Origin of the sequence: Umezawaea sp. Da 62-37, assembly GCF_032460545.1 — a bacterium.
GTDB lineage: Bacteria > Actinomycetota > Actinomycetes > Mycobacteriales > Pseudonocardiaceae > Umezawaea.
In genome coordinates, this window is the sequence record NZ_CP135965.1 from 11,195,605 (window position 1) to 11,221,346 (window position 25,742).

Sequence of the window (25,742 nt, forward strand, 5' to 3'; positions counted from 1 at the left end):
GGCTTTCGCCGGAACCGCGGCGGGTGTGGGCGGCAAACGGAACTCCTGGACGAAAAGTCACTCTTTCGAGTGGCTTTATCGGGTGAATCGGAGAACGGCCGCAAGCATCGAGGTCCGCGTTCGCCTTTCCGGATTCCGGCCCGACGTGCGCCGCGTTCGGCGGGTCCGCGGGGGCCATCGGTGCCTTTACCGGTCTTGGACGACGGCCCTGGACCCGACCCGGTCGGCACGACACGATTCGGTCATCGCCGCACCAATCCCCACCATCGTCGCCTGGGGCAACGGGGCGTGCCGCGCGAACGGCACCATGTTCGAGAAGATCCTCACGGAGTGGGCCTCGCAGGGGTTCCTGGTGATCGCGAACGGCCGACCGGGGGGAACGGGGTCGTCCACGGCCGCCATGCTGACCGCGTCGATCGACTGGGCGATCGCGGAGAACTCGCTGAGCACCAGCAAGTACTACGGCCGGATCGACACGACGAAGATCGCGGTGATGGGCCAGTCGTGCGGTGGCCTCGAGACCTACGAGGTCGCCACCGATCCGCGGCTGACCACCACCGTGCTGTGGAACAGCGGGTTGTTCAACGGCGGCGACAAGAGCGCGTTGCAGCGCCTGCGCGCGCCGATCGCCTACTTCATCGGCGGGTCCTCGGACATCGCCTACGAGAACGCCGTGGACGACTGGCGGCAGCTGTCCGCCGGGCTGCCCGCGTTCATGGGCAACCTGGACGTCGGCCACAACGGCACCTGCTCCCAGGCCAACGGCGGCGAGTTCGGCCGGGTCGGCGGCCACTGGCTGAAGTGGCAGCTCAAGGGGGATCCCGCCAGCAAGGCGCAGTTCGTCGGCACCGGCTGCGGGCTCTGCGCGACCGACTGGGACGTCCGGCGGAAGGATCTGAGCTGACCACCCGGTAGCGCCCGTTCCGCGCGGGAGGCCGCGGTCCGGGTCGGCGGCCGGGATCCGGGAACCCGTTGGAGGGCCTTGTCCGAAGGCCCTCCAACGGGTTTCCTAGCCGGGGTTCGGGGCGTCGGCGACGCGCCGCAGGACGGTGGCGACGGCGGCCGGGTGGGTGAGGTGCGGGTCGTGCCCGGCGGCGGGGATGGTCGTGGTGATGGCGAAGCCGGTGCCGCCGGTCAGCGGATCCCCTTGCCCGGTGACGATGTGGACCGGGACCTGCCTGGTCGCGACGAGCAGTGCCCGCAGGGCGGCGCGTTCGGCGGGGTCGTCGGCGGACCGGTACCACCGGGCCGCGCGGCGGGCGACGCCGGGTCTGCGCGGTCGGCCCGCGGTGTCGGCCGCGAGTGCGCGGCGCGGCGGTCGAGTCTGTGCTTGGAGGAAGTAGGGGGAGACGAGGACGAGGGCGGCGACGCGGTCGGGATGGGTCGCGGCGTAGCGGAGTGCCGGGGCGGCCGCCGCCGAGTGGGCGACGAGGACGGGTCGGGTCCGCACGGGGGTCATCAGGTCGGTGAGCCAGTCCGGCGGGGTGGTCGTCGTGGGGCCGGAACGGCCGAGGCCGGGCAGGTCGGGGACCAGCGCGGGTGGCCCGCCCAGTTCGCCGAGCACCTCCCGCCAGGACTCGCCGTCGTGCGGAAGTCCGTGCAGCAGCACGAAATCCGGCGCGGCGCGGTCGCCCGCGACGTAGGTCCGGGATCCGGCGACCTCGTGGAAACCGCCGGGGAGCACCGGTGCGGCGGTGCCGAACCCGTTGGCCACCAGGCGATCGGCCCAGTGGCGCAGCGCGGCCTCGACGGGCGGCTGCCGGAGTCCGGCGGCCGCGGCGACCTCGTCGGCGGAGGTCGTGTCGTAGCGGTCCTCGCTGAGGAAGGTCAGGGTTTCGGGGTCGGCTCCGGTCAACGCGGCGGGGAGGCTCCGGACCAGGGCCACCGGCACCCGGAGGCGGGGCGCGCGGACGCCGAGGTGGGCGGCGAGCAGGCGGACCAGGTCGGGCAGTTCGGGGGTGCTCGCGTCGAGCACCCAGTGCAGGCCGCCCGGTTCCGGGTCGTGGTCGGGGATCGCGACGAGGAAGTCCGCGAAGTGGTCGACGGCCACCACGGGCACGAACGTGCGGGCGGTTCCCGGCAGCACGGGCAGCCCGCCCGTCCACAGGTCGCGGACCAGGCCCGCCAAGCCGATGTACTGGCCGGTCTCGCCGGTGGCCGAGTGGCCGATCACGCTGCTCGGGTTCACCACGGTCAGCGGGACGCCCGACTCCGCCGCGGCGACCCGCACGGCCGCGTCCGACTCGACCTTGGAGCCCTCGTAGGCCCCCTTGTCCCGGTAGAGCCGGTCCGCCTCGGCCTTCGGGAGCGGGTAGCGCGCCGGGCCGGTGCCGACCCGGTAGCCCGACACGTGGACCAACCGGCGCAGACCCGGTCGGGTCGCGGCCCAGCGGAGGACGTGGAGGGAGCCGTCGACGTTGACCGCCCTGGCCTGGTCGCGGCTCAGGCCGAACCGGTAGAGGGCCGCGGTGTTGAAGACGTCCCGCACGTCGGCGAGCCGCCTGTCGTCGGCCGCGCTCAGGCCCAGGTCCGCGCCGCCGGTGAGGTCGCCGACGACGACGGCCAGCCGCTCGGCGGGCGCGCCGTGGTCCCGGAGCCAGGCGCGCAGTTCGTCGCCCCGGCCGTCGCCGCGGACGACGGCGGCGACCGCGCGCCCCCGCGTGAGCAGCCGCAGCACCGTCCACCTGCCGATGAAGCCGGTCGCGCCGAACACCACGGCGTCCGGGTGGGCTGAAGACTCGTCCATCCGATTCCTCTCTAGACCGATCTACATAATCCAACGACAGTGCGAAACCCGTACGAACGCTTGCAGTGGTCAGCCGCCGAGCAGCTTGGCGATGCGGCGGCCGACTTGGTCGACGGGCGTGCGGCTGCGGCTCGCGCGGGCCAGCACCAGTGAGCCCTCGATCATCGCGAGCACCGTCGCCGCGAGGTCGTCGGCCTCGGTGGTGTCGTGGCCGTCGACCCGGAGGGCGTCGGCCAGGGACCGCTGCCAGCCCGCGTAGATGCCCGCGCACAACGACTGGAGGCCGTCGTTGGTCGCGGCGACCTCCAGCGCCACGGTCGCCACCGGGCAGCCCTTGGCGTAGTCCGCCGCCACCATCCGGTCGGCCAGCCCGTTCAGCATGTCGAGCAGGAGGTCCTTCGAGGTGGGTGTCGTCGCGACCAGCGCCGCCACCACGTCGTCGACCTCCCGGCCCGCCGCGGCGATGGCCTCGCCGATGAGCTGGTCCTTGCCGCCGGGGAAGTGGTGGTAGAGCGAACCGCGGGGGGCGCCGGCCAGCGCCAGCACCTCGTTGAGCCCGGTGCCGTAGTAGCCCTTGGCCTCCACCAGCGTCCGGGCCGCGTCGACCAGCCGGGCCCGCGTCTCATCACCCTTGACGGCCATGCGATGAAAATAGACCGATCTACATAATCCCGCTCGGTCGGGGTGGGCCCTGTCAATCGAGGGTCGGATTCAGTTGCACGCGGGTAAATCCACCATGAGCAAGCATGCACTTGTCGTTATGTCCGGTTGTCCCTACGTTTGGCGCACGGGCAGCACCGAGCCGTCCGCGCGCCGACCGGAGTCAAGGCTGGCCGCGGACCCTCGTGAGCACCGACCTGCCGGCCGCGCGACCGTCCCACCGCAATCCCAGGAGCAGAAGTGAAGCTGACCATCCTCGCCGCGTCCGGTGCCACCGGCCTCGAACTCACCCGCCAGGCGTTGGAACGCGGGCACGACGTCACCACGATCTCCCGCGACCCGAACCGCGTCACCGTCCCGGATTCCGGCCGCCTCACCAGGGTCGCCGCCGACATCCGGGATCCGGACTCCCTGGCGCGGGCCCTGTCGGACAGCACGACCGTCCTTTCCGGACTGGGCAACGTCGGGGGCGATCGACCGGGTGTGCTCACCGAGGGCGCGAAGGCGCTCGTCCGGGCGAGGCTGGAGCGGATCATCTGGTTGGGCGCGTTCGGCACGGGCGCGTCGGCGGCCGCGGCGGGCCCGTTGACCAGGAACCTGCTGAAGGTGGTCCTCAAGGCGGAACTGGAGGACAAGGTCGCCTCGGACACCGCCGTGCTCGCCGCCGGCGGCACCGTCTTCCACGCGGGCCCGCTGTCCAACGGGCCGCTGAGCGGGAGTCGCCGCACCCTCGGGCTGGACGAGGCCCCGCACCGCCTGTTCCCGGTCCGGGTCAGCCGCGCGACCGTGGCCGCGGCGATGCTCGACGAGGCCGAGTCCGCGCGCTTCACCGGGAAGACGGCCGTGCCCGTCGAGCGGTGACGCCCCCTGCCGGGCTGTGACGCAGGTCGAAGGGTGATCGGGAACCTGTTCCCGATCACCCCTTCGACCTGCGCGACCCGGTCAGGCCCGCTTGCGGACCCGGCCCCACGGCTTGAAGACCGAGAGCACCATCGCGAAGGTCAGCAGGACCATGGCCGTGGTGGCGAGGAACGAGACGAACCAGATGTCCCGCAACGGTTGTTCGCCGGTGGACAGCTCGGTGATCGGGCCCAGGAACGCCAGCAGCAGCACGCACGCGACGACGTTGAGGACCAGTTTCACCGCGACCCACCGGTAGCGGACCAGGCCCCACTTGGTCGCCAGACCCAGCAGCACGCCGGTGACCAGGCAGACGAGGCCCGTGACCAGACCGGTGAGCAGCAGCGGGACGACGAAGTAGTCCGCGAGTGCCTGGTACACGGCGGTTCGGCTGTCGCCGGAGCGCGCCCAGCCGATCGCCACCAGCACCGTCGAGATGACGTCGACGCCGATCCAGGCGCCCGCCGAGGCGACGTGCGCGACCAGGACGGTCTTGCGCAGCCGGGAGGGGATGGGCCAGAAGACCCGGTTCACCCGCGCCGGTCCGGTGGCGCGGTCAGTGGTGAGGGTGCTCATGGTCGTCCTTCGTTCGCAAGGGGAGGGGGAACGGCTCAGGACCGGACGAGGCCGGTCTGGTAGGCCACCACGACGAGCTGTGCGCGGTCGCGGGCCTGGAGCTTGGTCATCGCCCGGTTGGCGTGGGTCTTGACGGTGAGCGGTGAGACGAACAGCTTGAGGGCGATCTCGTCGTTGGACATGCCGTGCGCGGCGAGCGCGACCACCTCGCGTTCGCGCTGGGTCAGCAGGTCCAGGCGTTCCGGGGCGATCGGGCCGCTGGTGCGCTGGGCCAGGAACCGGCCGATCAGGGCACGGGTCGCCTTCGGGGACAGCAGGACGTCGCCCTGGGCGACGGTGCGGATGGCGGCCAGCAGCTCGGTGGGCCCGACGCCCTTGCCGAGGAAGCCGCTGGCGCCCGCCTGGATGGCCTGCGCCACGTACTCGTCGATCTCGAAAGTGGTCACCACCAACACCTTCACGCCCGCCAGGTTCTCGTCGGCGGTGATCCGGCGGGTCGTCTCCAGGCCGTCGAGCCCCGGCATCCGGATGTCCATCAGCACGACGTCGGCGCGGGTGGTGCGCAGCAGGTCGAGCGCCTCCAGGCCGTCGGCCGCCTCGCCCACCACCTCGAGGTCGGGCGCGGAGTCGACGAGGACGTGGAACCCGGCGCGGATGAGTGCCTGGTCGTCGGCGAGCAGGACGCGGATGGTCATGGCTTCTTCCCGAGCGGCAGGGTGAGGTGGACGTGGAACAGGTCGTCGGGTTCGAGACCGGTGCGCAGTGAGCCCCCGACGGCGCCCGCCCGTTCCCGCATGCCGACCAGCCCAAGGCCCGACCCGCCCTCGCGGGGGCGGCCACCGGGCGCGTTCACGACCTCCAGGGTGAGGTCGGCGGGCGTGTACGCCACGGACAGGTGCGCGGCGTCGGCGCCGTGGCGGTGGGCGTTGGTCAGCGCCTCCTGGACGACCCGGTAGGCCACGAGGTCGACGGTGGCGGGCAGGTCGCGGACCTCGCCGGTCGACGTCCACCGCAGTTCGAGCCCGGACGCCCGGAACGCCTCGACCAACGAGCCGAGCCGGGCGAGGCCGGGGACCGGCTCGGTGGGCGTGTCGGACTCCTCCGGCCTGCGCAGCACACCCAGCAGGCCGTGCAGCTCCTCCAGGACGGCCCGGCTCGACCGGCGGACGTGGGCCAGCGCGTCGGCCGCGGCGGCGGGCCGGGCGATGATCAGGTGCTCGGCGACACCGGCCTGGACGTTGATCACCGAGATGTGGTGCGCGACCACGTCGTGCAGCTCGCGGGCGATGTGCAGCCGCTCCTCGACGACCCGCCGCAGGGCCTCCTCCTCGCGTGACCGCTCGGCCCGCACGGCCCGTTCCTCGATGGCCGCGATGAACGCCCGGCGGCCGCGGATCGCCTCGCCGACCGCGCCCGCCATGCCGATCAGGGTGAACCGGCCCAGGTTTTCCCAGGTGAAGCCGTCGGGCGCGGCCAGCAGCGCGACGACCACGACGGCCAGCAGTGCGCCGGGCAGCGCGGCCCGGCGCGTCGTCCACCGGTCGGTGCGGACCGCGACCGTGTACGCGGCGACCGCCGTCGGGACCAGGAACGGTTCCAGGTCCGCGCCGAGCAGGACCGCCGGGAGCACCCCGAGCGCGGTGACCGCCAACGCGACCAGCGGCCACTTCCGGCGCACCACCAGGGATCCGACGACCACGGCCAGCAGGCCGAGCACCGCCGGGGTCCGGACGTCGAGCGGCGGGTCCGCGCTGTTGGCGGCGCTCACCGCGTACACCGCGGCGGCGCCCAGGGCGTCCACGACGGTCGGATGCCTCCGCGCCCGCGATCGGATCCTCCCCACCGTGGACACCCGACTACGCGTCGCGGCGGCGCAGCAGCACCGCGGCGAGGATCAACGGCACGACGACCCAGACCGCGAACACGGCGGCACCGGCCGTGGCCGTGAGCAGTCCGGGAGCCGGCACGACGCCGGTGAACGCCTCGGCGGCCTTGGAGGGCAGGTACTTCAGCGCGTAGTCGCGCCACGAGGACGGCAGCAGCAGGCCGCCGAGCCCCGGTGCGAGGAACACCAGCACGACCAGCGTGGAGATCGCGCCCGCGGTGTTGCGCACGATCGTGCCCAGCGCCACCCCGATGACGGTCACACCGGTCATCGTCACGGCGGACCCGACGAGCGCCGCGAGGACACCGGGATCGCCGAGTCGGGCGGTGGGCAGGCCGGCGCCGCCCATGATCGGCTGACCGCTCAGGAAGACGGCGAACGCGCTCGCCAGCATGGCCGGGAACACGGTCCCGACGACCACGGCCACCTTGCCCGCGAGCACCGGGAGCCGGGACGGCACACCGGTCAGCGTGGACCGGATCATGCCCGTCGAGTACTCGCCGGACACCACCAGCACGCCCAGCACGCCGATCACGAGCTGCGCGAACATGACACCGCTCAACGTGATGCCGGTGGGGTCGGTCACCCCGTTCGCCCCGTCGGAGTCGCTGCCGACCGTGGAGGCGAAGACCAGGCCGGTCACGAGCATCATCAGCGCGGCGCCCAGCACCGCCAGGCCGCTGGACCGGACGCTCCGCAGCTTCACCCACTCGCTGCGCAGCACACCGGCGGAACTGAGGCGGTACGAGGACTTCGCGGCCCGCGGCGGGTCGACGGTCGTGGTGCTCATCAGGCTGCCTCTCCGAACGAGGTGGTGGTGCCCTGGTACTCGACGGCGCCGCGGGTCAGCTCCGTGTAGGCCTCTTCCAGCGACGCCTGCTGGGGAGTCAGTTCGTACAACGGGATCCCGGCGCGAAGTGCGCGCGTCCCGATGTCCTCAGTGGACAGTCCGACGACGTCGATCACGCCGTCGCAGACGGAACTGATCCGCACACCGTCACCGCGCAGCGCGTCGACCAGGTCGGCGCCGCGCGGCGAGCGCACGTGCACGCCGCGCTCGGCGGACGCGATCAGGTCGGCCACCGGGATGTCCGCGATGAGCTTCCCGCGCCCCACCACGATCAGGTGCTCGGCGGTCAGCGCCATCTCGCTCATCAGGTGCGAGGAGACGAACACCGTCCGGCCCTGCGCGGCCAGGTCCTTGAGCAGGTGCCGGATCCACTTGATGCCGTCCGGGTCGAGGCCGTTGACCGGCTCGTCGAGCATGACTGTGTGCGGGTCGCCGAGCAGGGCCACGGCGATGCCGAGCCGCTGGCCCATGCCGAGGGAGAAGTTGCCGACCCGCCGCCTCGCCACGTCGGCGAGGCCCGCGGTGTCGAGTACCTCGTCGACGCGCCGGGCGCCGATGCCGTGGGTGGCGCCGAGGGCCAGCAGGTGGTCGCGGGCCGAGCGGCCGGGATGCGCGGCGCGCGCGTCGAGCAGCACGCCGATCTCCTGGAGCGGCGCGCGGTGCCCGCGGTAGGGCTTGCCGTTGACCTTCGCGGTGCCCCACGTCGGCGAGTCGAGGCCGACGAGCATCCGCATGGTGGTCGACTTGCCCGCGCCGTTCGGCCCGAGGAAACCGGTGACCGTGCCGGGTTCGACGGTGAAGGTGAGCCCGTCGACCGCGGTTTTCTGACCGTACCGCTTGGTGAGGTTTTCCACCTCGATCATCGCTGCTCCTGAAGGGTTGCCCTTGTCCCTCAAGAATGGCCGGGTCGAGGGTGGAAAATCGTCCTACTGGCGCAGGTGTCGGCACTACTGCCAGCGCAGTATAGGCGAATAATGCCTGGTGAAAGGCATGATCGCCGTTGCGTTCCGGTAATTCGACGCTTAACCGAGGCGCACTTGCGCGATTCGCGGAGCGTCTCTACATTCGGTGATTTCTCTTTGCCGCGGACAGTCTTCCGCCGGGCTGCTATTCGCGACGTGCCGGAATTCGGCTCAGTTCTCGTGCGGGGTTCCGAGCGCGGTGTCGAGCAGGTGGATCAGCGTGGCGATCTGCCCGTGGTCCAGGTTCGCGAACGGTGTCCGCTCCAGCGTCACGCGCATCACCTCGGTCCGCACGCGCGTGCCCTCCTCGGTCAGGACGAGCACCCGTGAGCGGCGGTCGGAGGGGTCGACGGCGCGCTCGGCCAACCCCTTCGCGATGAGCTGGCCCGCGACGAACGTCAGGTTCGGCGCGTTGCAGAAGAGCCGTTCGGCCATCACCTTCATCGACGGCGGGGGCTCGTCCGGGTCGATGGCCCACAGCGCGTGCGCGGTCGCGTGCGTGAGGCCGTGCGTGGCGAGGAGGTCGAGGATCCGGTCGCCGGTGCGCAGGAAGACCTCGTGGTTGAGGCGCACCGCGCGCTCGATGTCCGACCCGTCCATGCCGCCCAGTCTACCGGCGTGCTTCGAGTCTTGAAGCTGTTACAGTCGCCAGATGCTTCGATACTCGAAGTACTTGGCGGAGGGAGACCCCGATGGTCGCGTTGCACGACCCGCTGGTGCTCGGCAGCGGATCGGTCCTGCCCAACCGGATCGCCAAGGCCGCGACGGAGGAGAACCTCGCCGACGCGGGCCAGGTCCCCGGTGACGAGCTGGTGGCGCTGTACCGGCGGTGGGGCGGCGGCGGGGCGGGCCTGCTGATCACCGGTCACGTGATGGTCGACGCGCGGGCGATGGCCCAGCCGGCGGATGTGGTGCTGGAGTCGGCGACCGACCTCGCGCCGTTCCGGCGTTGGGCGACGGCGGCGAAAGCCGGTGGCGCGGAGGTGTGGATGCAGATCAACCATCCGGGGCGGGTCGTGCAGAAGGACATGGCCGAGGTCACCTGGTCCGCGTCCGACGTGCCGATCGACGCGGGCGCGCTGTCGTCAATGTTCGGGCGGCCGAGGGCGATGGGGGAGGCGGAGATCGCGGAGGTGATCGGTCGGTTCGCGGTGACGGCCGCCCGTGCCGAGGCGGCGGGGTTCGACGGGGTGGAGATCCACGCCGCCCACGGGTACCTGATCTCGCAGTTCCTGTCGCCGAGGACGAACCTGCGCACGGATGGGTGGGGTGGTTCGCCGACTGGTCGGGTGCGGTTCCTGCTGGCGGTGGTCGACGCGGTCCGGGCGGCGGTGTCGCCGGGGTTCGCGGTGGCGGTGAAGCTCAACTCGGCGGACTTCCAACGTGGTGGGTTCGACGTGGACGACGCCCGCGAGGTGATCCGGCTGCTCGGCGGCCATGCCGTGGACCTGGTCGAGCTGTCCGGCGGCAGCATCGAAAGCCTGGCCACGTCGGGTGCGCCGTCGGATGGGAGCACGTTGGCGAGGGAGGCGTACTTCCTGGAGTTCGCCGATCGGTTGCTGGAAGCGGCCACGATGCCGCTGATGGTGACCGGGGGTGTGCGGCGGCGTGCGGTGGCGCAGCGGGTGATCGACGGTGGCGTGGCGGTGGTCGGGGTGGCCACCGCGTTGGCCATGGCGCCTGACCTGCCCGCCCGGTGGTTGGCGGGGGAGGAGGGGGTCGCGCCGAATCCGCGGGCGCGGGTTCGGCACAAGGCCATCGCCGCGGCGGGGACGCAGGCGTTGGCGTTGCGGCAGTTCACCCGTCTTGCCGCGGGGGACGACGGCGTCACCCGCCTTCCGGCGACCCTTGCCCTTCTGGTGAGCCGAGTCCGCCGGGCGCAGGCCGGACGTCGGTATCACGCCTGGCTGGCTGAGGTGCAGGAGGTGGTTCCGGTGAGTGGGGGTTGTGCGCGGCGGTGATGGGGTGGGGCTGGGTGTTGGTGCCGTGCTGGGTCGCCGGGTATCGGATCCGTGGTCTCCGGGTGCGGCCGGCTTGACTTGGGGCCCCTTTTTTGGGCCTTGTCGGGCTGAAAGGCCAGGTGGTGGAGGTGCCCGCCGACAAATTGCAGGCCCAAAACCCCAAGTCAAGCCGGCCGCACGGCGGCCGAGCGCTGCTCGGTAGGTGGGTGGTTGTGCGGTGGAGAGCGGGCTGTCGTGCGGCGGAGTGGCTTGTTCGGTGGATCGGGTTGGTGCCGTCTTGTTGCTTGGCCTGACCGCTGCTCAGGTTGCTGCGTGACCTGGGGGCGGCGTCGGGTGCGATGTTGTGGTGGAGGGCCTGGGTGAGCAAGCGGTGCCGCGGGACTTCGGTGGTGGGTGGGTCCGAAGGCGACGGCACTTCGGTTTTTCCGGACGCTGGGCCCGAACAGCCGTATGCACCGATCACCACCCGCCCTAACGTCGGATGAACCCGTACCGACGACCAAGGGAGTTCCCATGACCCGTCGATTAGTGACCGCCCTGGCCCTCGTCCTGGCCACCGCGGGCGTTCCGCTGGTGTCCGCAGGCTCCGCGCAGGCGATCCCGGCCTGCAAGGCGGGCTACCAGTGCACCACCACCTACTACGCCTCCGTCGACCACGAGCTGCCGGTGGGCGGCACGACGAAGTTCTGCGACGGCTCCGTCGACACCTGGGGCTCGACCAGCCGCTACCCCGTCGTCACCCAGGCGAAGTGCGGGAACGCCTGACCGCTGTCCGGCTACGGTGGGGTTCGGAACGCTTCGCCCCACCGTGGAGGGACGCCGATGACCGCAGTGGAGACCTGGCTCGTCGGCGGGTACCAGACGGACTTCGCCCGCAACGTGAGCCGCGAGGGCCTGGACGTCGCGGGCATCGCGGCGGAGGCGGTGCGGGAGACGTTGGCGGCCGCCCGTGTGCGGCCCGCGCAGGTCGGTGTGGTGCACGTGGGCAACGCGTTCGGGCAGCTGTTCACCGGACAGGGGCACTTCGGGGCGTTGCCCGCGACCGTCGAGCCGGACCTGTGGGGTGTGCCGGCGACCCGGCACGAGGGCGCGTGCGCGTCCGGGTCGTTGGCGGCGCTGGCCGCGATGGCCGACCTGGAGTCCGGGCGCTACGACTGCGCGCTGGTGCTCGGGGTCGAACTGGAGAAGACGGTGCCCGGTGACGTCGGCGCCCGCTACATGGGCGCGGCGGCGTGGGTCGGGCACGAGGGCCAGGACGCGAAGTACCTGTGGCCGCACATGTTCAGCGCGCTGGCCGACGAGTACGACCGGCGCTACGGCATCGACGCGGAGCACCTGCTGGCCATCGCCGAGCTGAACACCCGCAACGCCCGCGCGAACCCGTTGGCGCAGACGCGGACCTGGTCGTTCACCGAGCGGAGCTTCAGCCTCGACGACGAGGCCAACCCGTTCGTCGAGGGCAGGCTGCGCAAGGCCGACTGCGGGCCGATGACCGACGGCGCCGCGGGGGTGGTGCTGGTGACCGGCGCGTTCCTGGCCGCACACCCGGAGATCGCCGCCCGGCCACGGGCCCGCGTGCTGGGCTGGGGGCACCGGACGGTGGGGCTGTCGCTGGAGCAGAAGTTCGCCCGCAGCGCTGATGACCCGCTGGTGCTGCCGCACGTCCGGGACACGATCCGCGACGCGTTCGGGCGCGCGGGCGTCGGCGGCGTGGAGGACCTCGACCTGATCGAGGCGCACGACTGCTTCACGATGAGCGAGTACGCGGCGATCGACCACTTCGGCATCACCGCGCCCGGCGAGAGCTGGAAGGCGATCGAGTCGGGGGACCTGGAGATCGGCGGCCGGATCCCGATGAACCCCAGCGGAGGACTGATCGGGGGAGGGCACCCGGTGGGCGCGACCGGCGTGCGGATGCTCGTCGACGCCTACAAGCAGGTCACCGGCCAGGCGGGCGGCTACCAGGTGCCCGGTGCCCGCCGCGCGGCCACGTTGAACATCGGCGGCAGCACGACGACCACCGTCAGCTTCGTGGTGGGCGAGGGGTCCGTCAGTTCACGGAGCCGCTGATCACGCCGATCGCGATGCCCAGGATCGCGGTGTTGTAGAAGAACGACAGCACGCTCTGCCCGAGCACGAGCGACCGCATACCGGTGCTCCGGACCTCGACGTCGGACACCGCGAACGACGTGCCGATCGTGAACGAGAGGTGGGCGAACTCCAGCATTCCCGGCCGCTCCACCTCGGGGAACACCAGCTGGCGGGCGCCGGGGCTGTCGTAGAACCGGTGCGCGTACCGCTCGGCGTAGCCGAAGTGCAGGATCATCCACGCCGCCACGACCGCGGGAACGCCGACCGCCTTGTTCAGCAGCTGCTGGCTCGCGTCGCTGGTGAGCCCGCCGGTGACCACGATGTTCAGGCCCGCCGTGATCCCCACCAGGCTGGTGAGCAGGGTGAACGCGAACCCGGTGCGCCTGCTCATCAGGGAGCTGAGCCAGCCGGGGGCGTCCGCGGACTCCTCGGGCTGGAGGTGCTTGCTCCGCCGGACCCGTTGCCAGCGGATCACCAGGTAGAGGGCCGCGACCAGGTCCCACGACACCAGGACCCGGAGGTCGACGGTCGGCATGACGACGGAGGCGAGCCCGAGCACGATCAGCGTCACCTCGACGACGCGGGACGCCCGCTGGCGGACGGTGGTGGGCAGAACCGCGATGGCCATGCAGGGTCCTTTCGGGAAATCAGACCGTTCATTCCGCATTCGCCCTGCGGCGGGTCGGGATTGTCGTCCGGTCGCATTGTTCGGGCACGGGGTGGGAGCACCATATGCGGAAGCGAGGGCATCTCCGTACCGGGGTGGTGCTGATCCCACCTGGGCGTTCGCGGTGATCGCGGACAAGTGCCGGCGGTTTGTTCAACGGCTGGTCGGAAATGGCGAAAGAACGCCGATGTTCTTGATAGAACAACCGGCTACGCGGGAACGCGGTCGATAGTTCCGGCGCGCAGCGGCACCGCGCATTCCGAGCAGGCGTACCGGGGGTGGAACGCGGTGCCGCACGGTCGGTGGCGGTACGACATCGCGGGGCCCTCGGGGGAGCGGAACCACGTCTGCGCCCATTCCATGGTGTGCACGACGACCGGGAAGAACGCCAGGCCCTTCGCGGTGAGCCGGTAGTCGGCGGTCATCACGCCCAGTTCGGTGAACGTCCGCAGCCGGTCGGCGATCACGACCGGCGGCGCGGACAGCTGCCGTTCGAAGTCGCTGAACCGTCGGGTCCCCTGGAAGGCCGCGCCGAGCAGCGCGCACGACCACCGGTTGCCGACCAGTGCCGTGGTCTGCGGGAAGAACCCGGCCTGGTGCGCGTCGGCGGACCGGCGCCGGGTGGTCGCCGACGGCATCGAGCGCTCCCACGTGCCGCTCGGACCGAAACCGCCCACGAGGTCGCGCGGCCCGGCCGGGGCGTCGCACGCGCCGCACACCAGCACGGGCGAGAACAGGTGCCCGCACACCTGGTGGCGCATACGGGGCAGGGTTTCCGCGTGCTGCCCGACCCAGGACAGCTCCCACGACCAGATGCCGAGCAGGATCGGCCACGCGGTCCGGCCGCGCCTGGTGAGCCGGTACTCGAAGCGCTCCGGCTTGCGCTGGTAGGCGACGCGGTCGAGCAGGCCGGACTCGGTGAGCCGTCCGAGCCTGCCGGTGAGCACGGCGTTGGAGATCGGCAGCTCCCGCATCCACTCGCCGTAGAGCCGCGTGCCCTGCAGGGCGTGGCGCAGGATCAGCAGGGTCCACTCGTCGCCGAGCAGGCCCAGCGCCACGCCGATCGGGTTCCGGCCACCGGCGGGCAGGTCGGTGACCGGCAGGTCCTCAGAGACCGAGGGAGGCGGCGGCATCATCCGCCTTCCGCCAGCCGGGCAGGCTCTCCCCGGCGGCCCACGTGGCGTGCGTCCCGCTGGACACCCGTTCGGGCAGCCGCACCCGTGCCACCGGACCGCCCGCCACGTCGCGGGCGTCGAAGACCAGGCACTCGGACAGGTTCCGGTTCATGTCCACGGTGATCGTGACCAGGTAGCCGTCGTCCTCGCCGGTGGCGCCGGGACGCGGGGCCATCACGGTCTCGCTGCCGAACACGCCGTCGCCGAACGCGTAGCGCTCCTCGGCACCGGTCAGCACGTCGTGCTTGACCAGGCCGTTGAACAGGAACCAGCCCGGCTCGCCGGTCGCGGCGTAGGTGTAGCGGTACGGGCGACCGCCGTGCGCGGCGTTGATCATGCCGAACTCGGTGACGCTGTCGGAGATCCGCTCCTCCTTCGCCTGCCCCGTCACGAGGTTCAGCCGCCAGCGGTGGAGCCTGGTCTGCAACCGGTCCAGCGCCAGCCCGCGGTAGATCCGGTGGCTGCCGGTCTCGCCGTTCGACTTCGGCATCGGGTCGCCCTGGAAGAACCCGTCCAGGACGATCTCGTCGCCCTCCTCGTAGGCGTTCACCCAGTGCAGCACGTACGTCGGGTCGGCCTCGAACCAGCGCACGTCCGCGTTGGTGCCCCGACGCGGCACGACCCCGATGCGCAGCGGGATGTCGCGGTGGAAGCGGGGGAGGTAGGCGCCCTGCTTGAGCAGTTCGGGATCCCAGAACAGCGGGCAGTCGTTGAGGATCGCGTAGTTCTCGGTGAACGCCATGTCGTGCGGCAGCCGCGGACCCGGCAGTTCGACGCCGGTGTAGTGCAGCAGCTTGTCGTCCCCGCCGAGCACGCCGTAGTGCAGGTACGGGGCCTCGGTGCCGTAGCCGAAGAACAGCAGCTCACCGGTGTGCGGATCCACCTTGGTGTGCGCGCTGACGCCCTCGGGCCGGGGGAACTCGCCGTGCCACTCGGACTTGCCGAGCGCGTCCAGGGTGAGCGGGTCGAGCCGGTACAGCTCGCCGCACTGGTAGAAGCTGGTCAGCGCGACCCCGGCGTGCACCACGACGTCCGTGCTGGACGCGTCCTTCATCCGCCCCCGCGCGCCCCAACCCTGTTGCCGCACCGCCTTGTTCGGGTCCTCGATGAACCCCGACCACAGCGACCGGCCCTCCTCCTGCTCGGCGAGGAAGCCGTCCGTGCGGACGAACCTGTTGCGGTAGAACGCCTTGCCGTCGCGGAAGCCGACGACGTGGACCATGCCGTCGCCGTCGAACGGGTGGTAGCGCTCGATCGCCGGGTGCAGCGCGGTCTCGGTGTTGCGCAGGTACACGCCGTCGAGGTCGGCCGGGATCTCGCCCTCGACCGCCAGGTCGTCGGCCCGCCACTCGGTGGTCTGCCCCTGCCACGGGCCCGTCCGGTACGGGTGGTCGTCGTCTTCGGGCAGGGTGCTGAGCACGCGTCCGAGAACTTCCACGTCCATGGTCCGGGCTCCTGTCGACAGCGGTGTCGCGCGGGTCCACTCCTTACTACAACAAGCAGAGTGACCGGTCAACCGCTCGGCCGGGCGACTTGCGGGCAGGTCAGCCGCCTTCGACGAGGTTCGCGTCGTGGGCCAGGATCGCGGCCTGGACCCGGTTCGACAGGCCGAGCTTGGTCAGCAGGCGGCTCATGTGCGCCTTCACGGTGGCCTGGCTGTTGTGCAGCCGCTCGCCGATCTCGGTGTTGGACAGGCCCCGTCCCACGAGCGCCAGCACCTCGCGTTCCCGGTCGGTCAGGGCCTTGAGCCGGTTGCGGGCGTCGTCGCCGACGGGGGAGTCGCGCTCGACGAACGCCGAGATCAGGTTGCGGGTCACCGACGGCGACAGCATCGCCTGGCCCTCGGCCACCACGTGCACGGCCTTGATCAGGTCGCGCGGCGGCGTGTCCTTGAGCAGGAAGCCGACCGCGCCGGCCCGCAGCGCCGCGTGCACGTACTCGTCCAGGTCGAACGTCGTCAGCACGATGACCTTCGGCGGTTCGGGCAGGGAGGCCAGCGCCTTCGTCGCGGTGAGCCCGTCGGACTGGGGCATCCGGATGTCCATCAGCACCACGGTCGGCCGGTGCGCCCGCACCTGCGCGACGGCCTCGTCGCCGTTGCGGGCCTCCGCGACCACGCTGATGTCGTCGTCCGCCTCCAGCATCGTGCGCAGGCCGACGCGCATCAGCTCCTCGTCGTCGGCGATCAGGACGCGGATCATCCGGCGGGCACCGCGATCGGGATCCTGGCCACGATCCGGAAGCCGCCGCCCGACGGGCCGGACTCGAACTCGCCGCCGACCAGCGTCAGGCGCTCCCTCAGCCCCGCCAGCCCGTGCCCGCCGCTGGGCAGGTCGATGCCGGACGACCGGCGCGGCGCGTCGTTGCGCACGCTCACCTCCAGCCGGTCGGGCAGGAAGCGCAGCGAGATCTCGGTGCGCGCCCCGAAAGCGTGTTTGTGCACGTTGGTCAGACCCTCCTGGACGATCCGGTACGCGGTCCGCTCCGCCACGTTCGCCAGCCGCCGCCTGCCCTCGACGCGGAAGTCGACCGGCACCCCCGCGCTGCGCGACTGCTCGACCAGTTCCGCCAGGTCGTCCAGGGTCGGCTGCGGGGCCAGCGGCGCGCTGTCCTCGACGTTGTCGACCTTGAGCACGCCGATGGCCTGCCGCAACTCGCCCAGCGCCTGCCTGCCGATGTCGGCGATCCGACTCGCCGCCTCGGCGACGGTGGCGGGCTCCCGGTCGGGTTTCATCTCCAGCGCGCCCGCGTGCACGACCATCAGGCTCACCCGGTGCGCCACCACGTCGTGCATCTCCCTGGCGATCCGGGTGCGCTCCTCGGTGCGGACCTGCCGCGCCAGCAGGGTCTGCTCCCGTTCCAGCCGTTTCGCCCGTTCCCGCAGCGACGCCATCAGGCCGCGCCGGGCGTTCATGTACAGGCCCAGCACGATCGGCAGGACGACGGCCACCACGACCATGACGCCGGTGAACCCCAGCACCAGGTACAGCTCGGCGGTGCTGGGCACGTCGGTCCAGTTCCACGGCTTGAGGCCCGCGACGGCGGCCAGCAGCGCGACGCCCGCGAGCAGCGCGCGGGACGTCCCGTGGGCGGCGACGGTGTACAGGGCGATCATCAGCCCCAGCAGCGTCGCGTGGCCGAACGCCTCCGCCGCGACCACGACCAGCGCGACGACCACGGGGAAGCGGCGGCGCGCGACCAGGGCGAGGTCGAAGGCCGATCCGGCGAGGTGGCCGAGCAGCGCGGCGAACGAGAGGTCCTGGAGCTGGATGGCGAGTTGGCCCGTGGTGCCGCCCGGCGGCAGCAACGGGGACACCCACGCGGCCAGCAGCCACAGCACGACCGGCACGAGCGTGACGGCGAGCGCGAGGACGACGTCGAACGCCGCACCGCGCCGCGTCCGCCACCAGCCGAAACCCGGTGCTCCCGGTGCGATGTCCACAGTGGCCACGCCCTGGAGTCTAGGTCCGCGCCGCGCGGGACGCAGTTGGCCGACCGGCCAGAAGTGCGGTCCGGAAGTCGTAGGCCGCGCCGCCGGATGACCGACTTCGGGAGGGGGTGGCGGGCCCTCGCGGCCGATGTGCGGAGGGCTGGTGATCGACAGGATGGTCGTAGTCCGGCGATCGGCGCCCGGACCCGGCGGAAGAAGGCAACCATGGACACCGGCCTGCCGAAGGCCCCTCCCGTCAGCGCCGCGGCGGACCCCGCCGACGGGCCCGTGCCACCGGAGCTGCGGACGGTCTTCGCCCTGCTGTTCACCAACCTCGGCCTGAGCGTGGTGCTGACCGTCCTGGTGTTCGTCCTCCGCGACAGCCTGGTCGACTACCAGTTGGCGCACGCGGTCGTGCCGCCCGGCACCGACGTCGAGCGGTTCCGGTCCGTGCTCCACCAGCAGGTGTGGTTCCGCGTGGCGGGGGTCTTCCTGGTGTCCGCCATGTACCTGCGGGTCGGCTACCGGCTGCGCCGCGGCCACCGCGCCGCCTACCGCCGGGTCGTCTGGATCTCGATCGGCGGCCTGCTCGGCCTGCTGTCGCTGCTGCTCTCCGACAGCTACCCGTGGTGGATGCGGGCGGAGCAGGTCGTCCAGGGAGTCGTGCTGGCCGCGTTGCTCTGGTTCGTCACCCGGCCCGCGATGCGCGCCCGGTTCGCCAAGGAGAAGAAGCTCAAGGGCGGGTTCCTCGGCTGAGGTCTTCGGGACCTGTGGCTTCAGTGTCGACCGAGAACAGTGGTCGACGGGTGCCGAATCAGTTCGATCGTTGACAGTTAGAGGTCCAACAGTTAGTGTTCTAATCATGGACGCACCGGAGTTGACCACGAGTCTCGACCTGATCCGCTGGATCATGTGGGCCCAGCGCAAGGCGGGCGAGGACTGGATCAAGGAGCGCGAACTCAGCCACGAGCAGAGCTTCGCCCTCGGCTACCTGGTGCAGAACCCCGGTGCGATCCAGCGCGACATCGCGGAGATGACCCGCACGAGCGCCGCGAGCGTTTCGAGCCTGTTGCAGGGGCTCGAACGCCGCGGCCTCGTCGAGCGCCGCACGGAACCCGGTGACGTGCGCAGCAAGCGCGTGCACGCGACGCCGGAGGGCGTCGAGCTCATCGCCGGTTTCGACACCGCGATGACCGACGTCGAGGAGACGATCCTGGCCCCGCTGGACCAGGACGAGCGGGCCGCCCTGCACGCCCTCCTCGGCAAGATCACCGCGGAACTCACGCGCCCCACCCGGTCGTAGGCGCCTGAGCGCGGTTCCGCCGCGCGGCCAGACCTCCCCCTCTCCGTGCCGGTGTCCGCCGGCGCGCACTCGAACCTGCCCGGAAGAAGCCGTCATGAGCACCACGAGCACCGAATCCCCGATGGGGGCCGACGCCGTAGGCACCAACCGCTGGTACCTCTCGTCCGCGCCGATCATCCGCGCCCTCGTGCACCTGTGCGTGCCGATGGCCGCCGCGATGGTCGTCGGCGCCGTCTACAACGTCATCAACGGCGGCTTCATCGGCTCGCTGCACAACACCGCGCTGCTCGCCGCGGTCACGTTGGGCGCGCCGCTGCTCGGCCTGGTGATGGCGGTCGGCGGGGTGTTCGGCGTCGGCGGCGGCGCGCTGATCTCGCGGCTGCTCGGCGCGGCGGAGCACGATCCCGCGCAGGCGGGGGAGATCAAGCACGTCTCCTCCTTCGCCGTGTGGGGCTCGGTGATCGCCGGCGTCGTGCTCGGCGGCACCGGGCTGCTCCTGCTGCACCCGCTCGTGTCGCTGCTCGGCGCGGACGCCGCCGCCGTGCCCGCGACCAGGGCCTACGTCGCCGTCATGCTCGCCTTCGTCCCCGTGCTCGCCGCGGCGTTCTGCCTGGAGCAGATCGTGCGGGCGGAGGGCGCCGCGCGCCAGGTGATGATCGGCCTCATCGCGTCCACGGTCGGCAACCTCGTGTTCGACGTCCTGTTCATCCTCGTGCTGCACTGGGGCGTCGCGGGCGCGGCGCTGGCGACGGGCCTGGCCAACGCGGGTGTCGTGGCCTACTTCGCCGTCTGGCTGCGGCGGCACAGCGAGCACGTGAGCCTCGCGCCGCGCTGGTTCACCCTCGCTCCCGGTGTGGTGAAGCCCGTCTTCGGCGTGGGTGTCGGCGAGCTGCTCCAGTCCGCCTTCCTGATCCTCACCTCCTTGGTGCTCAACAACCTCGCGGTCGCCTACGGGGATGGCGCGCTCGCGGCCATGGGTGTCGCGGTCCGCATCGCGCAGGTGCCGGAGTTCCTGGTGATGGGCGTGACGCTCGGCGTGCTGCCGCTGCTCGCCTACTCCTACGGCAAGGGCGACCGGGCCCGCCTCATGGCGGCGCTGCGCGGGGCCGCGTTCGCGGTCGGCGGCATCGCCCTGGTCTTCTCCACGACCGTGTTCGTGTTCCGCGAGCAGGTGTTCTCCGCGTTCTCCGCGGACCGCTCGGTCCTCGCGATCGGCGTCGTGGTCCTCACCGCCCAGCTCGTGGCGATGGTCGTGAACGGGTTCGCGGGCCTCATCACGTCGCTGTTCCAGGCGACCGGCCGGTCGTTGCCCGCGATCGTGATGTCGGTGGCGCAGGGGGTGCTGTTCATCCCGATCGTGCTGCTGGGAAACCTGTGGTTCGGCCTGGCGGGCATCATCTGGGCGCTGACCGCGACCGAGGTCGTCGTGTGCCTCGTCGGTGTCGTGATGTGGCTGGCGTCCCGCCGTGCGATCGACCGCGGCCTCACCGAGGGCAGCCCGGAACGGGCCGAGGAAGTGCTGGAGCAGGCCGAGGCCTGATCCGCCGGGTGGTCGCGCGCGGCCGTGGAACCGCGGTGAAATCCGCTGGAACCCCGGTGAACCCCCGGCCGCGCACGCTTCCCGAGTCGTGGCCACCAGGGCCACCACCACGGGAGGAGGGACGTGACCACCACCGCGCCCCAACCGGCGGTCCGGGCCACCGGGCTGCGCAAGTCGTTCGGCGACCACGTCGTGCTCGATGGCATCGACCTGGAAGTCGCCGAGGGAACCGTTCTCGCCCTGCTGGGTCCCAACGGGGCGGGCAAGACGACCGCCGTGCGGATCCTCTCCACGCTGATCGGCGCCGACGGCGGCGACGTCCGCGTCGCGGGCCACGACCTGGCCCGCGATCCCGAGGGGATCCGCGCGGCGATCGGCGTCACCGGGCAGTTCTCGGCCGTGGACGGCCTGCTCACCGGCCGGGAGAACCTGGTGCTGATGGCGGACCTGCGGCACCTCGGCCGCGCGGCGGGGCGGCGCCGGGCCGCCGAGCTGCTGGCCCGGTTCGACCTCGTCGAAGCGGCCGGGAAGCCGGCCTCGACCTACTCCGGCGGGATGAGGCGGCGGCTCGACCTGGCGATGACGCTGGTCGGCGACCCGCGGGTGATCTTCCTCGACGAGCCGACCACCGGTCTCGACCCGCGCGGCCGCCGCACGACGTGGGGGATCATCCGGGACCTCGTGGCCGACGGCGTCACGATCCTCCTCACCACGCAGCACTTGGAGGAGGCCGACGAGCTGGCGGACCGGATCGCGGTCCTCGACCACGGCCGGGTGGTCGCCGAGGGGACGCCGTCCGAGCTGAAGCGCCGGGTTCCCGGCGGGCACGTGCGCCTGCGGTTCGCCGACACCGCCGCCCTCGACGCGGCGGCCGCGGTCCTCGGCGACGTGCCGCGCGATGACGACGAACTCACCCTCCAGGTCGCGGGCGTCGGCGTCGGGGCACTGCGGGACGTGCTCGGCCGCCTCGACCACGCGGCCGTGGAGGTCGCCGACCTGTCGATCCACACCCCCGACCTCGACGACGTCTTCCTCGCCCTCACCGGGAACGCCCGCACTGGGCAGGCCCAGACCACGAAGGACAGCGCCCGATGAGCACGTTCCCCCACGCCGTGGGCGACTCGGCGACGATGCTGCGGCGCAACCTCCGGCACCTGGCCCGCTATCCGGTCATGGTGGTGATGTCGCTGGGGGTGCCGACCCTCCTGCTGCTGCTCTTCGTCGGCGTGTTCGGCGGCGCCATGGGCGGTGGGGCGCGCGGCGGCGACTACGTCGACTACCTCGTGCCGGGCATCGTCCTGATGACCGCCGGGTACGGGTCGACGTCGACGGCGCTGGCCGTGAACAGGGACATGACCGAGGGGATCATCGCCCGGTTCCGCACCATGCCGGTGTTCCGCGCCTCGGTCCTGGTCGGGCACGTGCTCGCGGCGGTGATCCGGACGGTGGCGAGCGCGGCCCTCGTGGTCGGTGTCGCCCTGCTCATGGGGTTCCGGCCCGCCGCGACCCTCGTGGGGTGGCTCGCGGCGGTCGGCGTGTTCGTGCTGCTGGCCCTCGCGCTCACCTGGTTGGCGGTCGCGATCGGCCTGGCCGCCCGCAACGCCGAGGGCACCAGCGCGTTCACGCTCGTGGTCCAGGTCCTGCCGTTCGTCAGCAGCGCGTTCGTGCCGCCGGAGTCGATGTCCGGGGCGGTGCGGTGGTTCGCGGAGGACCAGCCCTTCACGCTGGTCATCGACACGCTGCGGGGCCTGCTGCTGGGCACGCCGGTCGGGGACAGCGCGATCCCGGCCGTCGGGTGGTGCGTCGGACTCGCGCTGGTCGGCTACCTCTGGGCGCGGGCGCTGTTCAGGCGCGATCCCGTGCGGTAGCGCGCAGCAGGGCCAGCGCGGCCTCCGGCAGGGCGGCGCGATCGAGGTCGGCGTACGAGGACACCGCGTCCTGGTACGCCGACCTGTCGGCGCGTTCGGCGGCAGCCGTGACGCGCGCGGCGGACATGGTCGGCTGGAACCCGCGGGAGAAGCCGAACCGCTCCGCCAGCGCGATCATCCGGGCGGCATCGGCGCGCTCTCCGCGGTCCGACTCCGCAGCGGCCGTGGCGAGCAGGAGCACACCGTGCAGCGGGAAGTCCGCGAACGACGTCACCGGGCCCGTGCCGAACCGGGTGAGCATGCGCGCCAACGTCGTCGGCAGCCGGTCGGCGATCTCCCGGACGAGGTCGAGGGCACCCTGCTCCGCGTGGGCGACCACGGCCACGGACTGGACCTCCAGCGCCCAGTGCCGCTGGTTCGGGTTCGCGGTGGTCGCCAGCCGTTCGGCCGCCCGCCGCCACAGGCGGAGGCCGCCGTCGACGTCGCCTCGCGCGAGCAGGATCTCCGCGCGCACGCCGACGCCGAACATCAGCACCTCGCCGACGTCGTCCCCGCCGAGGTCCGCCCGCTCCAGCCAGCGCTCGGCCTCGTCGACGTCCCCGCACTGGAGGTTGGCGAGCACCACCGCCCACCGCGCGCGGGCCGCCGTGGGCGGCGGGCCGAGCCGCTCCACCATCGGCAGCGCCGCCATGAAGTGGGACCGGGCCTCGTCCGCGAGGTCGAGTCGCAGGCACAGTTCGCCGATGCGGGCGTGCGCGACCATCGGTGACCACGGGCTGCCCCGGCCCTCGACGGCGGTGAGCGTCCGCCTGGCCGCCGCCAGCGCGCCGCCCAGGTCGCCCGCGCTCTCCGCCGCGTAGGTGGCGACGGCGTTGGCGACCCCCGCGAGCAACCGGTCCTCGCTGCGGCACAACGCTTCCAGGTCCCGTGTGCCGTCGGTGAGCGCGCGGAACAGGACGTCCACGGCCCGGATCAGCGTGGTCGGCCCGGTGGGTGGGAGGCGGCGCAGGGCGACCAGCGACCGCGCCGGGTTCGGCTCGCGCAGGAAGAGGAACCCGCTCATGGCGCACAGCACCACGGCCGTGCGGGTGACGTCCGCGAAGGCGGGCTCGGGGCGGAAGTGCGACAGCGCCCACGTCGGGTCCTCGGCCAGCGTGGCGGCGCGCGGCAGGTTGGACTCGACCAGCCACAGGCCGCCCAGCACGGCCGTCGTCGCCGCGACGGTCGGACCGTCCTCCCGTTCGAGCCCGAAGCGCAGCGCCAGCACGAGGTTGTCCTGCTCGACCCGGACGCGGTGCACGGCGGGGAGGAGATCGATGCCGAAGACCGACTCGTGGTGCGCCACGCCGAAGTCGCGGGCCCACAGGAGGAAGCGGTCGGTCGCGGCTGCCGCTCCGCCCTCCTCGCGGAGGCGCGAGGCGCCGAACTCGCGGACGGTCTCCAACATGCGGAACCGCGTGCCCGCGCCCGTGTCGGACACCTTGAGCAGCGACTGGTCGACGAGCCGCTCCAGGACCCCGTCGTCGTCGACCAGGTACCGCGCGGCGTCGGCGGTGAACCCGCCGGGGAACACCGACAGCGCGCGCATCGCCGCCTGGGCGCCGGGGTCGAGGAGGTTCCAGCTCCAGTCGATGACGGCGTGCAGCGTGCGGTGCCGGGCAGGCGCGTCCCGCGCGCCGCCGCGCAGCAGCGCGAACCGGTCGTCCAGCCGCCGGGCGATCTCGGCGACCGACATGACCCGCACCCTGGCCGCCGCCAGCTCCACGGCGAGCGGCAGCCCGTCGAGGTGTCCGCACACCTCGCGCACCACGTCGTCGGGCAGGTCGACGTCGGGGCGGGCCGCCCGTGCCCGTCGGCCGAACAGCTCGGCGGCGGTCGACGGGCTCAGTTCGGGCAGCGGGTACACCGACTCCGAGGACAGGCCGAGCGGGGCGCGGCTGGTGGTGAGCACGCTGAGGTCCCCGCTCAGCGACACCAGCGCCCGCACGAGGTCGGCGGCGGCGTCGAGCACGTGTTCGCAGTTGTCGAGCACCAGCAGCGCGGGACCGGGCCCGAGGGCCGCGGCGATGCCGCCGACGAGGCCCGTGCGGCCGGTCGTGGTGTCCCCGACGCCCAGGACGGACGCGACCTCGGCGACGACGTCGGCCTCGGCGGTGACGCCCGCCAGCGCGACGAGGTGCACGACGCGCTGTTCCGCACGCCTGCCAACGGCGTGCGCGAGTCGGGTCTTGCCCAGGCCGCCCGCGCCGACGATCGAGGTCACGCGGGACGCGCGCAGCAGCGCGGTCACCGCGCCGATGTCGTCCTCGCGGCCGAGCAGCGCGTTCGGCTCGTGCGGCACCCGGTGCCGCACCACCGGCGCGTCGCCTTCCAGGAGCTGCTGGTGCACGGCCCGCAGCTCGGGTCCGGGATCGCCGCCGAGCTGGTCGCGCAACCCTCGCCGGTAGGTGTCGTACCTGGTCAACGCCGTGGACGCGCCGACCGTCGCCGCTTCGCACCGCAGCAGTTCGGCCAGCACCTCCTCATCGCGCGGGCGCTCGGCGCCCAGTTCGGCGAGGGCGTCGACAGCTTCGGCGTGACGACCGAGGCGGGCGAGCGCCAGCGCGCGGGCCCGCACCAGCGCGCGGTGCGTCGACGCCCGCTCCGAGCGCAGTGCGGACACCGGGTCGGCAAGGCCCGCGTCCCAGCTCTCGGGCCCTTCCCACAGCGCGAGGCCGGCCTCGGCGTGGTCGAGCGCCGCCGCGTGGTCGCCGGCGCGGGAATGCCGCGCGCTCGCGGCCGCCCGGAGCAGCACGGCGGAGGCGTCGACCTGGTCCTCGGCCAACGACAGCCGGTAGCCGACGGGCGTCCGGACGACGACCTCGGCGCCCAGTTGCGCGCGGACGTGGGAAACCAGTACCTGCAACGCCTTCACCGGGTTCTCCGGCCGCTCCTCCGGCCAGAGCCCCGCGACCAGCCGGGCGGTGCCGCACCCCGAGCGCAGGTCACCGGCCAGCAACGCCAACAGCCCCCGCACCCGCGGCCTGGTGATCTCCTGCTCGCGGTAGGCCACCCGCGACAGCAGGGCCAGCTCGGTGGTCACGCGATCAGGCTAGTGCGGTGACCTGCCCGACGACTTCCCGCGCCAC

Annotated in this window: 24 protein-coding genes; 10 read left to right on the plus strand and 14 right to left on the minus strand. The window is 72.3% G+C overall.

Features of this window, described 5'->3' with window-relative positions; genetic code table 11:
- Nucleotides 1-307 precede the first annotated feature (307 nt).
- Nucleotides 308-904 carry a poly(ethylene terephthalate) hydrolase family protein gene (locus RM788_RS50385; RefSeq protein ID WP_315928804.1) on the plus strand — a complete coding sequence of 199 codons (597 nt, stop codon included), beginning with the start codon at nucleotides 308-310 and terminating at the stop codon, nucleotides 902-904.
- A 105-nt stretch (nucleotides 905-1,009) separates the two neighbouring features.
- On the opposite strand, the gene RM788_RS50390 is transcribed toward RM788_RS50385, so the two are convergent.
- Entirely contained in the window at nucleotides 1,010-2,746 is a 1,737-nt protein-coding gene (locus RM788_RS50390) for an alpha/beta fold hydrolase (RefSeq protein ID WP_315928806.1), read from the minus strand.
- A 69-nt stretch (nucleotides 2,747-2,815) separates the two neighbouring features.
- Nucleotides 2,816-3,388: a TetR/AcrR family transcriptional regulator gene (locus tag RM788_RS50395; RefSeq protein ID WP_315928808.1), complete on the minus strand. Its 573-nt coding sequence runs from the start codon at nucleotides 3,386-3,388 to the stop codon at nucleotides 2,816-2,818.
- 258 nt (nucleotides 3,389-3,646) lie between these two features.
- On the opposite strand from RM788_RS50395, the gene RM788_RS50400 reads away from it, so the two are divergent.
- Nucleotides 3,647-4,267 carry an NAD(P)-dependent oxidoreductase gene (locus RM788_RS50400; RefSeq protein ID WP_315928810.1) on the plus strand — a complete coding sequence of 207 codons (621 nt, stop codon included), beginning with the start codon at nucleotides 3,647-3,649 and terminating at the stop codon, nucleotides 4,265-4,267.
- An 81-nt stretch (nucleotides 4,268-4,348) separates the two neighbouring features.
- Here RM788_RS50400 and RM788_RS50405 read toward each other — a convergent pair whose 3' ends face one another.
- From RM788_RS50405 to RM788_RS50430, 6 genes are all read right to left on the minus strand, one after another.
- Complete coding sequence (locus RM788_RS50405; protein ID WP_315928812.1) at nucleotides 4,349-4,882, minus strand: hypothetical protein; 534 nt, start codon at nucleotides 4,880-4,882, stop codon at nucleotides 4,349-4,351.
- Between the two features lie 35 nt (nucleotides 4,883-4,917).
- Nucleotides 4,918-5,577 carry a response regulator transcription factor gene (locus RM788_RS50410; RefSeq protein ID WP_315928813.1) on the minus strand — a complete coding sequence of 220 codons (660 nt, stop codon included), beginning with the start codon at nucleotides 5,575-5,577 and terminating at the stop codon, nucleotides 4,918-4,920.
- Nucleotides 5,574-6,683, minus strand: coding sequence for a sensor histidine kinase (locus RM788_RS50415; protein ID WP_315928815.1), 1,110 nt, complete (start codon nucleotides 6,681-6,683; stop codon nucleotides 5,574-5,576). The genes RM788_RS50410 and RM788_RS50415 overlap by 4 nt, the downstream gene beginning before the upstream one ends.
- Nucleotides 6,684-6,738: 55 nt before the next feature.
- Nucleotides 6,739-7,557 carry an ABC transporter permease gene (locus tag RM788_RS50420; RefSeq protein ID WP_315928817.1) on the minus strand — a complete coding sequence of 273 codons (819 nt, stop codon included), beginning with the start codon at nucleotides 7,555-7,557 and terminating at the stop codon, nucleotides 6,739-6,741.
- The gene (locus RM788_RS50425) at nucleotides 7,557-8,480 is read right to left on the minus strand and encodes an ABC transporter ATP-binding protein (RefSeq protein WP_315928819.1); all 924 of its coding nucleotides are present in this window, start codon (nucleotides 8,478-8,480) and stop codon (nucleotides 7,557-7,559) included. The genes RM788_RS50420 and RM788_RS50425 overlap by 1 nt, the downstream gene beginning before the upstream one ends.
- Nucleotides 8,481-8,750: 270 nt before the next feature.
- On the minus strand, nucleotides 8,751-9,179 hold the full coding sequence (locus tag RM788_RS50430) for a MarR family winged helix-turn-helix transcriptional regulator (protein ID WP_315928821.1): 429 nt from the start codon (nucleotides 9,177-9,179) through the stop codon (nucleotides 8,751-8,753).
- A 92-nt stretch (nucleotides 9,180-9,271) separates the two neighbouring features.
- On the opposite strand from RM788_RS50430, the gene RM788_RS50435 reads away from it, so the two are divergent.
- The 3 genes from RM788_RS50435 (at nucleotide 9,272) to RM788_RS50445 (ending at nucleotide 12,610) form a co-directional block, all read left to right on the plus strand.
- Complete coding sequence (locus tag RM788_RS50435; RefSeq protein ID WP_315928823.1) at nucleotides 9,272-10,540, plus strand: NADH:flavin oxidoreductase/NADH oxidase family protein; 1,269 nt, start codon at nucleotides 9,272-9,274, stop codon at nucleotides 10,538-10,540.
- Between the two features lie 513 nt (nucleotides 10,541-11,053).
- Entirely contained in the window at nucleotides 11,054-11,305 is a 252-nt protein-coding gene (locus tag RM788_RS50440; RefSeq protein WP_315928825.1) for a DUF6289 family protein, read from the plus strand.
- A gap of 57 nt (nucleotides 11,306-11,362) precedes the next feature.
- The gene (locus RM788_RS50445) at nucleotides 11,363-12,610 is read left to right on the plus strand and encodes an acetyl-CoA acetyltransferase (RefSeq protein ID WP_315928827.1); all 1,248 of its coding nucleotides are present in this window, start codon (nucleotides 11,363-11,365) and stop codon (nucleotides 12,608-12,610) included.
- On the opposite strand, the gene RM788_RS50450 is transcribed toward RM788_RS50445, so the two are convergent.
- The 5 genes from RM788_RS50450 to RM788_RS50470 all read right to left on the minus strand — a co-directional run bounded on the left by RM788_RS50450 (nucleotide 12,591) and on the right by RM788_RS50470 (nucleotide 17,924).
- Complete coding sequence (locus tag RM788_RS50450; protein WP_315928829.1) at nucleotides 12,591-13,259, minus strand: DUF1345 domain-containing protein; 669 nt, start codon at nucleotides 13,257-13,259, stop codon at nucleotides 12,591-12,593. The two genes, RM788_RS50445 and RM788_RS50450, sit on opposite strands and share 20 nt — an antisense overlap.
- Before the next feature lie 248 nt (nucleotides 13,260-13,507).
- Entirely contained in the window at nucleotides 13,508-14,434 is a 927-nt protein-coding gene (locus RM788_RS50455; RefSeq protein ID WP_315928831.1) for a winged helix-turn-helix transcriptional regulator, read from the minus strand.
- A complete protein-coding gene (locus RM788_RS50460) occupies nucleotides 14,406-15,917 on the minus strand; it encodes a carotenoid oxygenase family protein (RefSeq protein ID WP_315928833.1) in 1,512 nt (503 codons plus the stop codon). The genes RM788_RS50455 and RM788_RS50460 overlap by 29 nt, the downstream gene beginning before the upstream one ends.
- A 100-nt stretch (nucleotides 15,918-16,017) precedes the next feature.
- On the minus strand, nucleotides 16,018-16,674 hold the full coding sequence (locus RM788_RS50465; protein ID WP_315928835.1) for a response regulator: 657 nt from the start codon (nucleotides 16,672-16,674) through the stop codon (nucleotides 16,018-16,020).
- Entirely contained in the window at nucleotides 16,671-17,924 is a 1,254-nt protein-coding gene (locus tag RM788_RS50470) for a sensor histidine kinase (RefSeq protein WP_315928837.1), read from the minus strand. Before RM788_RS50470 ends, RM788_RS50465 begins: the two co-directional genes overlap by 4 nt.
- 204 nt (nucleotides 17,925-18,128) lie before the next feature.
- On the opposite strand from RM788_RS50470, the gene RM788_RS50475 reads away from it, so the two are divergent.
- The 5 genes from RM788_RS50475 to RM788_RS50495 all read left to right on the plus strand — a co-directional run bounded on the left by RM788_RS50475 (nucleotide 18,129) and on the right by RM788_RS50495 (nucleotide 22,614).
- The gene (locus tag RM788_RS50475; RefSeq protein ID WP_315928839.1) at nucleotides 18,129-18,659 is read left to right on the plus strand and encodes a hypothetical protein; all 531 of its coding nucleotides are present in this window, start codon (nucleotides 18,129-18,131) and stop codon (nucleotides 18,657-18,659) included.
- A gap of 106 nt (nucleotides 18,660-18,765) precedes the next feature.
- Nucleotides 18,766-19,206 carry a MarR family winged helix-turn-helix transcriptional regulator gene (locus RM788_RS50480; protein ID WP_315928841.1) on the plus strand — a complete coding sequence of 147 codons (441 nt, stop codon included), beginning with the start codon at nucleotides 18,766-18,768 and terminating at the stop codon, nucleotides 19,204-19,206.
- A 94-nt stretch (nucleotides 19,207-19,300) separates the two neighbouring features.
- On the plus strand, nucleotides 19,301-20,746 hold the full coding sequence (locus RM788_RS50485; RefSeq protein ID WP_315928843.1) for an MATE family efflux transporter: 1,446 nt from the start codon (nucleotides 19,301-19,303) through the stop codon (nucleotides 20,744-20,746).
- Nucleotides 20,747-20,869: 123 nt separating this feature from the next.
- Complete coding sequence (locus RM788_RS50490; RefSeq protein WP_315928845.1) at nucleotides 20,870-21,841, plus strand: ATP-binding cassette domain-containing protein; 972 nt, start codon at nucleotides 20,870-20,872, stop codon at nucleotides 21,839-21,841.
- The gene (locus RM788_RS50495) at nucleotides 21,838-22,614 is read left to right on the plus strand and encodes an ABC transporter permease (RefSeq protein ID WP_315928847.1); all 777 of its coding nucleotides are present in this window, start codon (nucleotides 21,838-21,840) and stop codon (nucleotides 22,612-22,614) included. The genes RM788_RS50490 and RM788_RS50495 overlap by 4 nt, the downstream gene beginning before the upstream one ends.
- Here RM788_RS50495 and RM788_RS50500 read toward each other — a convergent pair.
- Entirely contained in the window at nucleotides 22,592-25,696 is a 3,105-nt protein-coding gene (locus RM788_RS50500) for an ATP-binding protein (protein ID WP_315928849.1), read from the minus strand. The genes RM788_RS50495 and RM788_RS50500 overlap by 23 nt on opposite strands.
- Nucleotides 25,697-25,742: the final 46 nt, after the last annotated feature.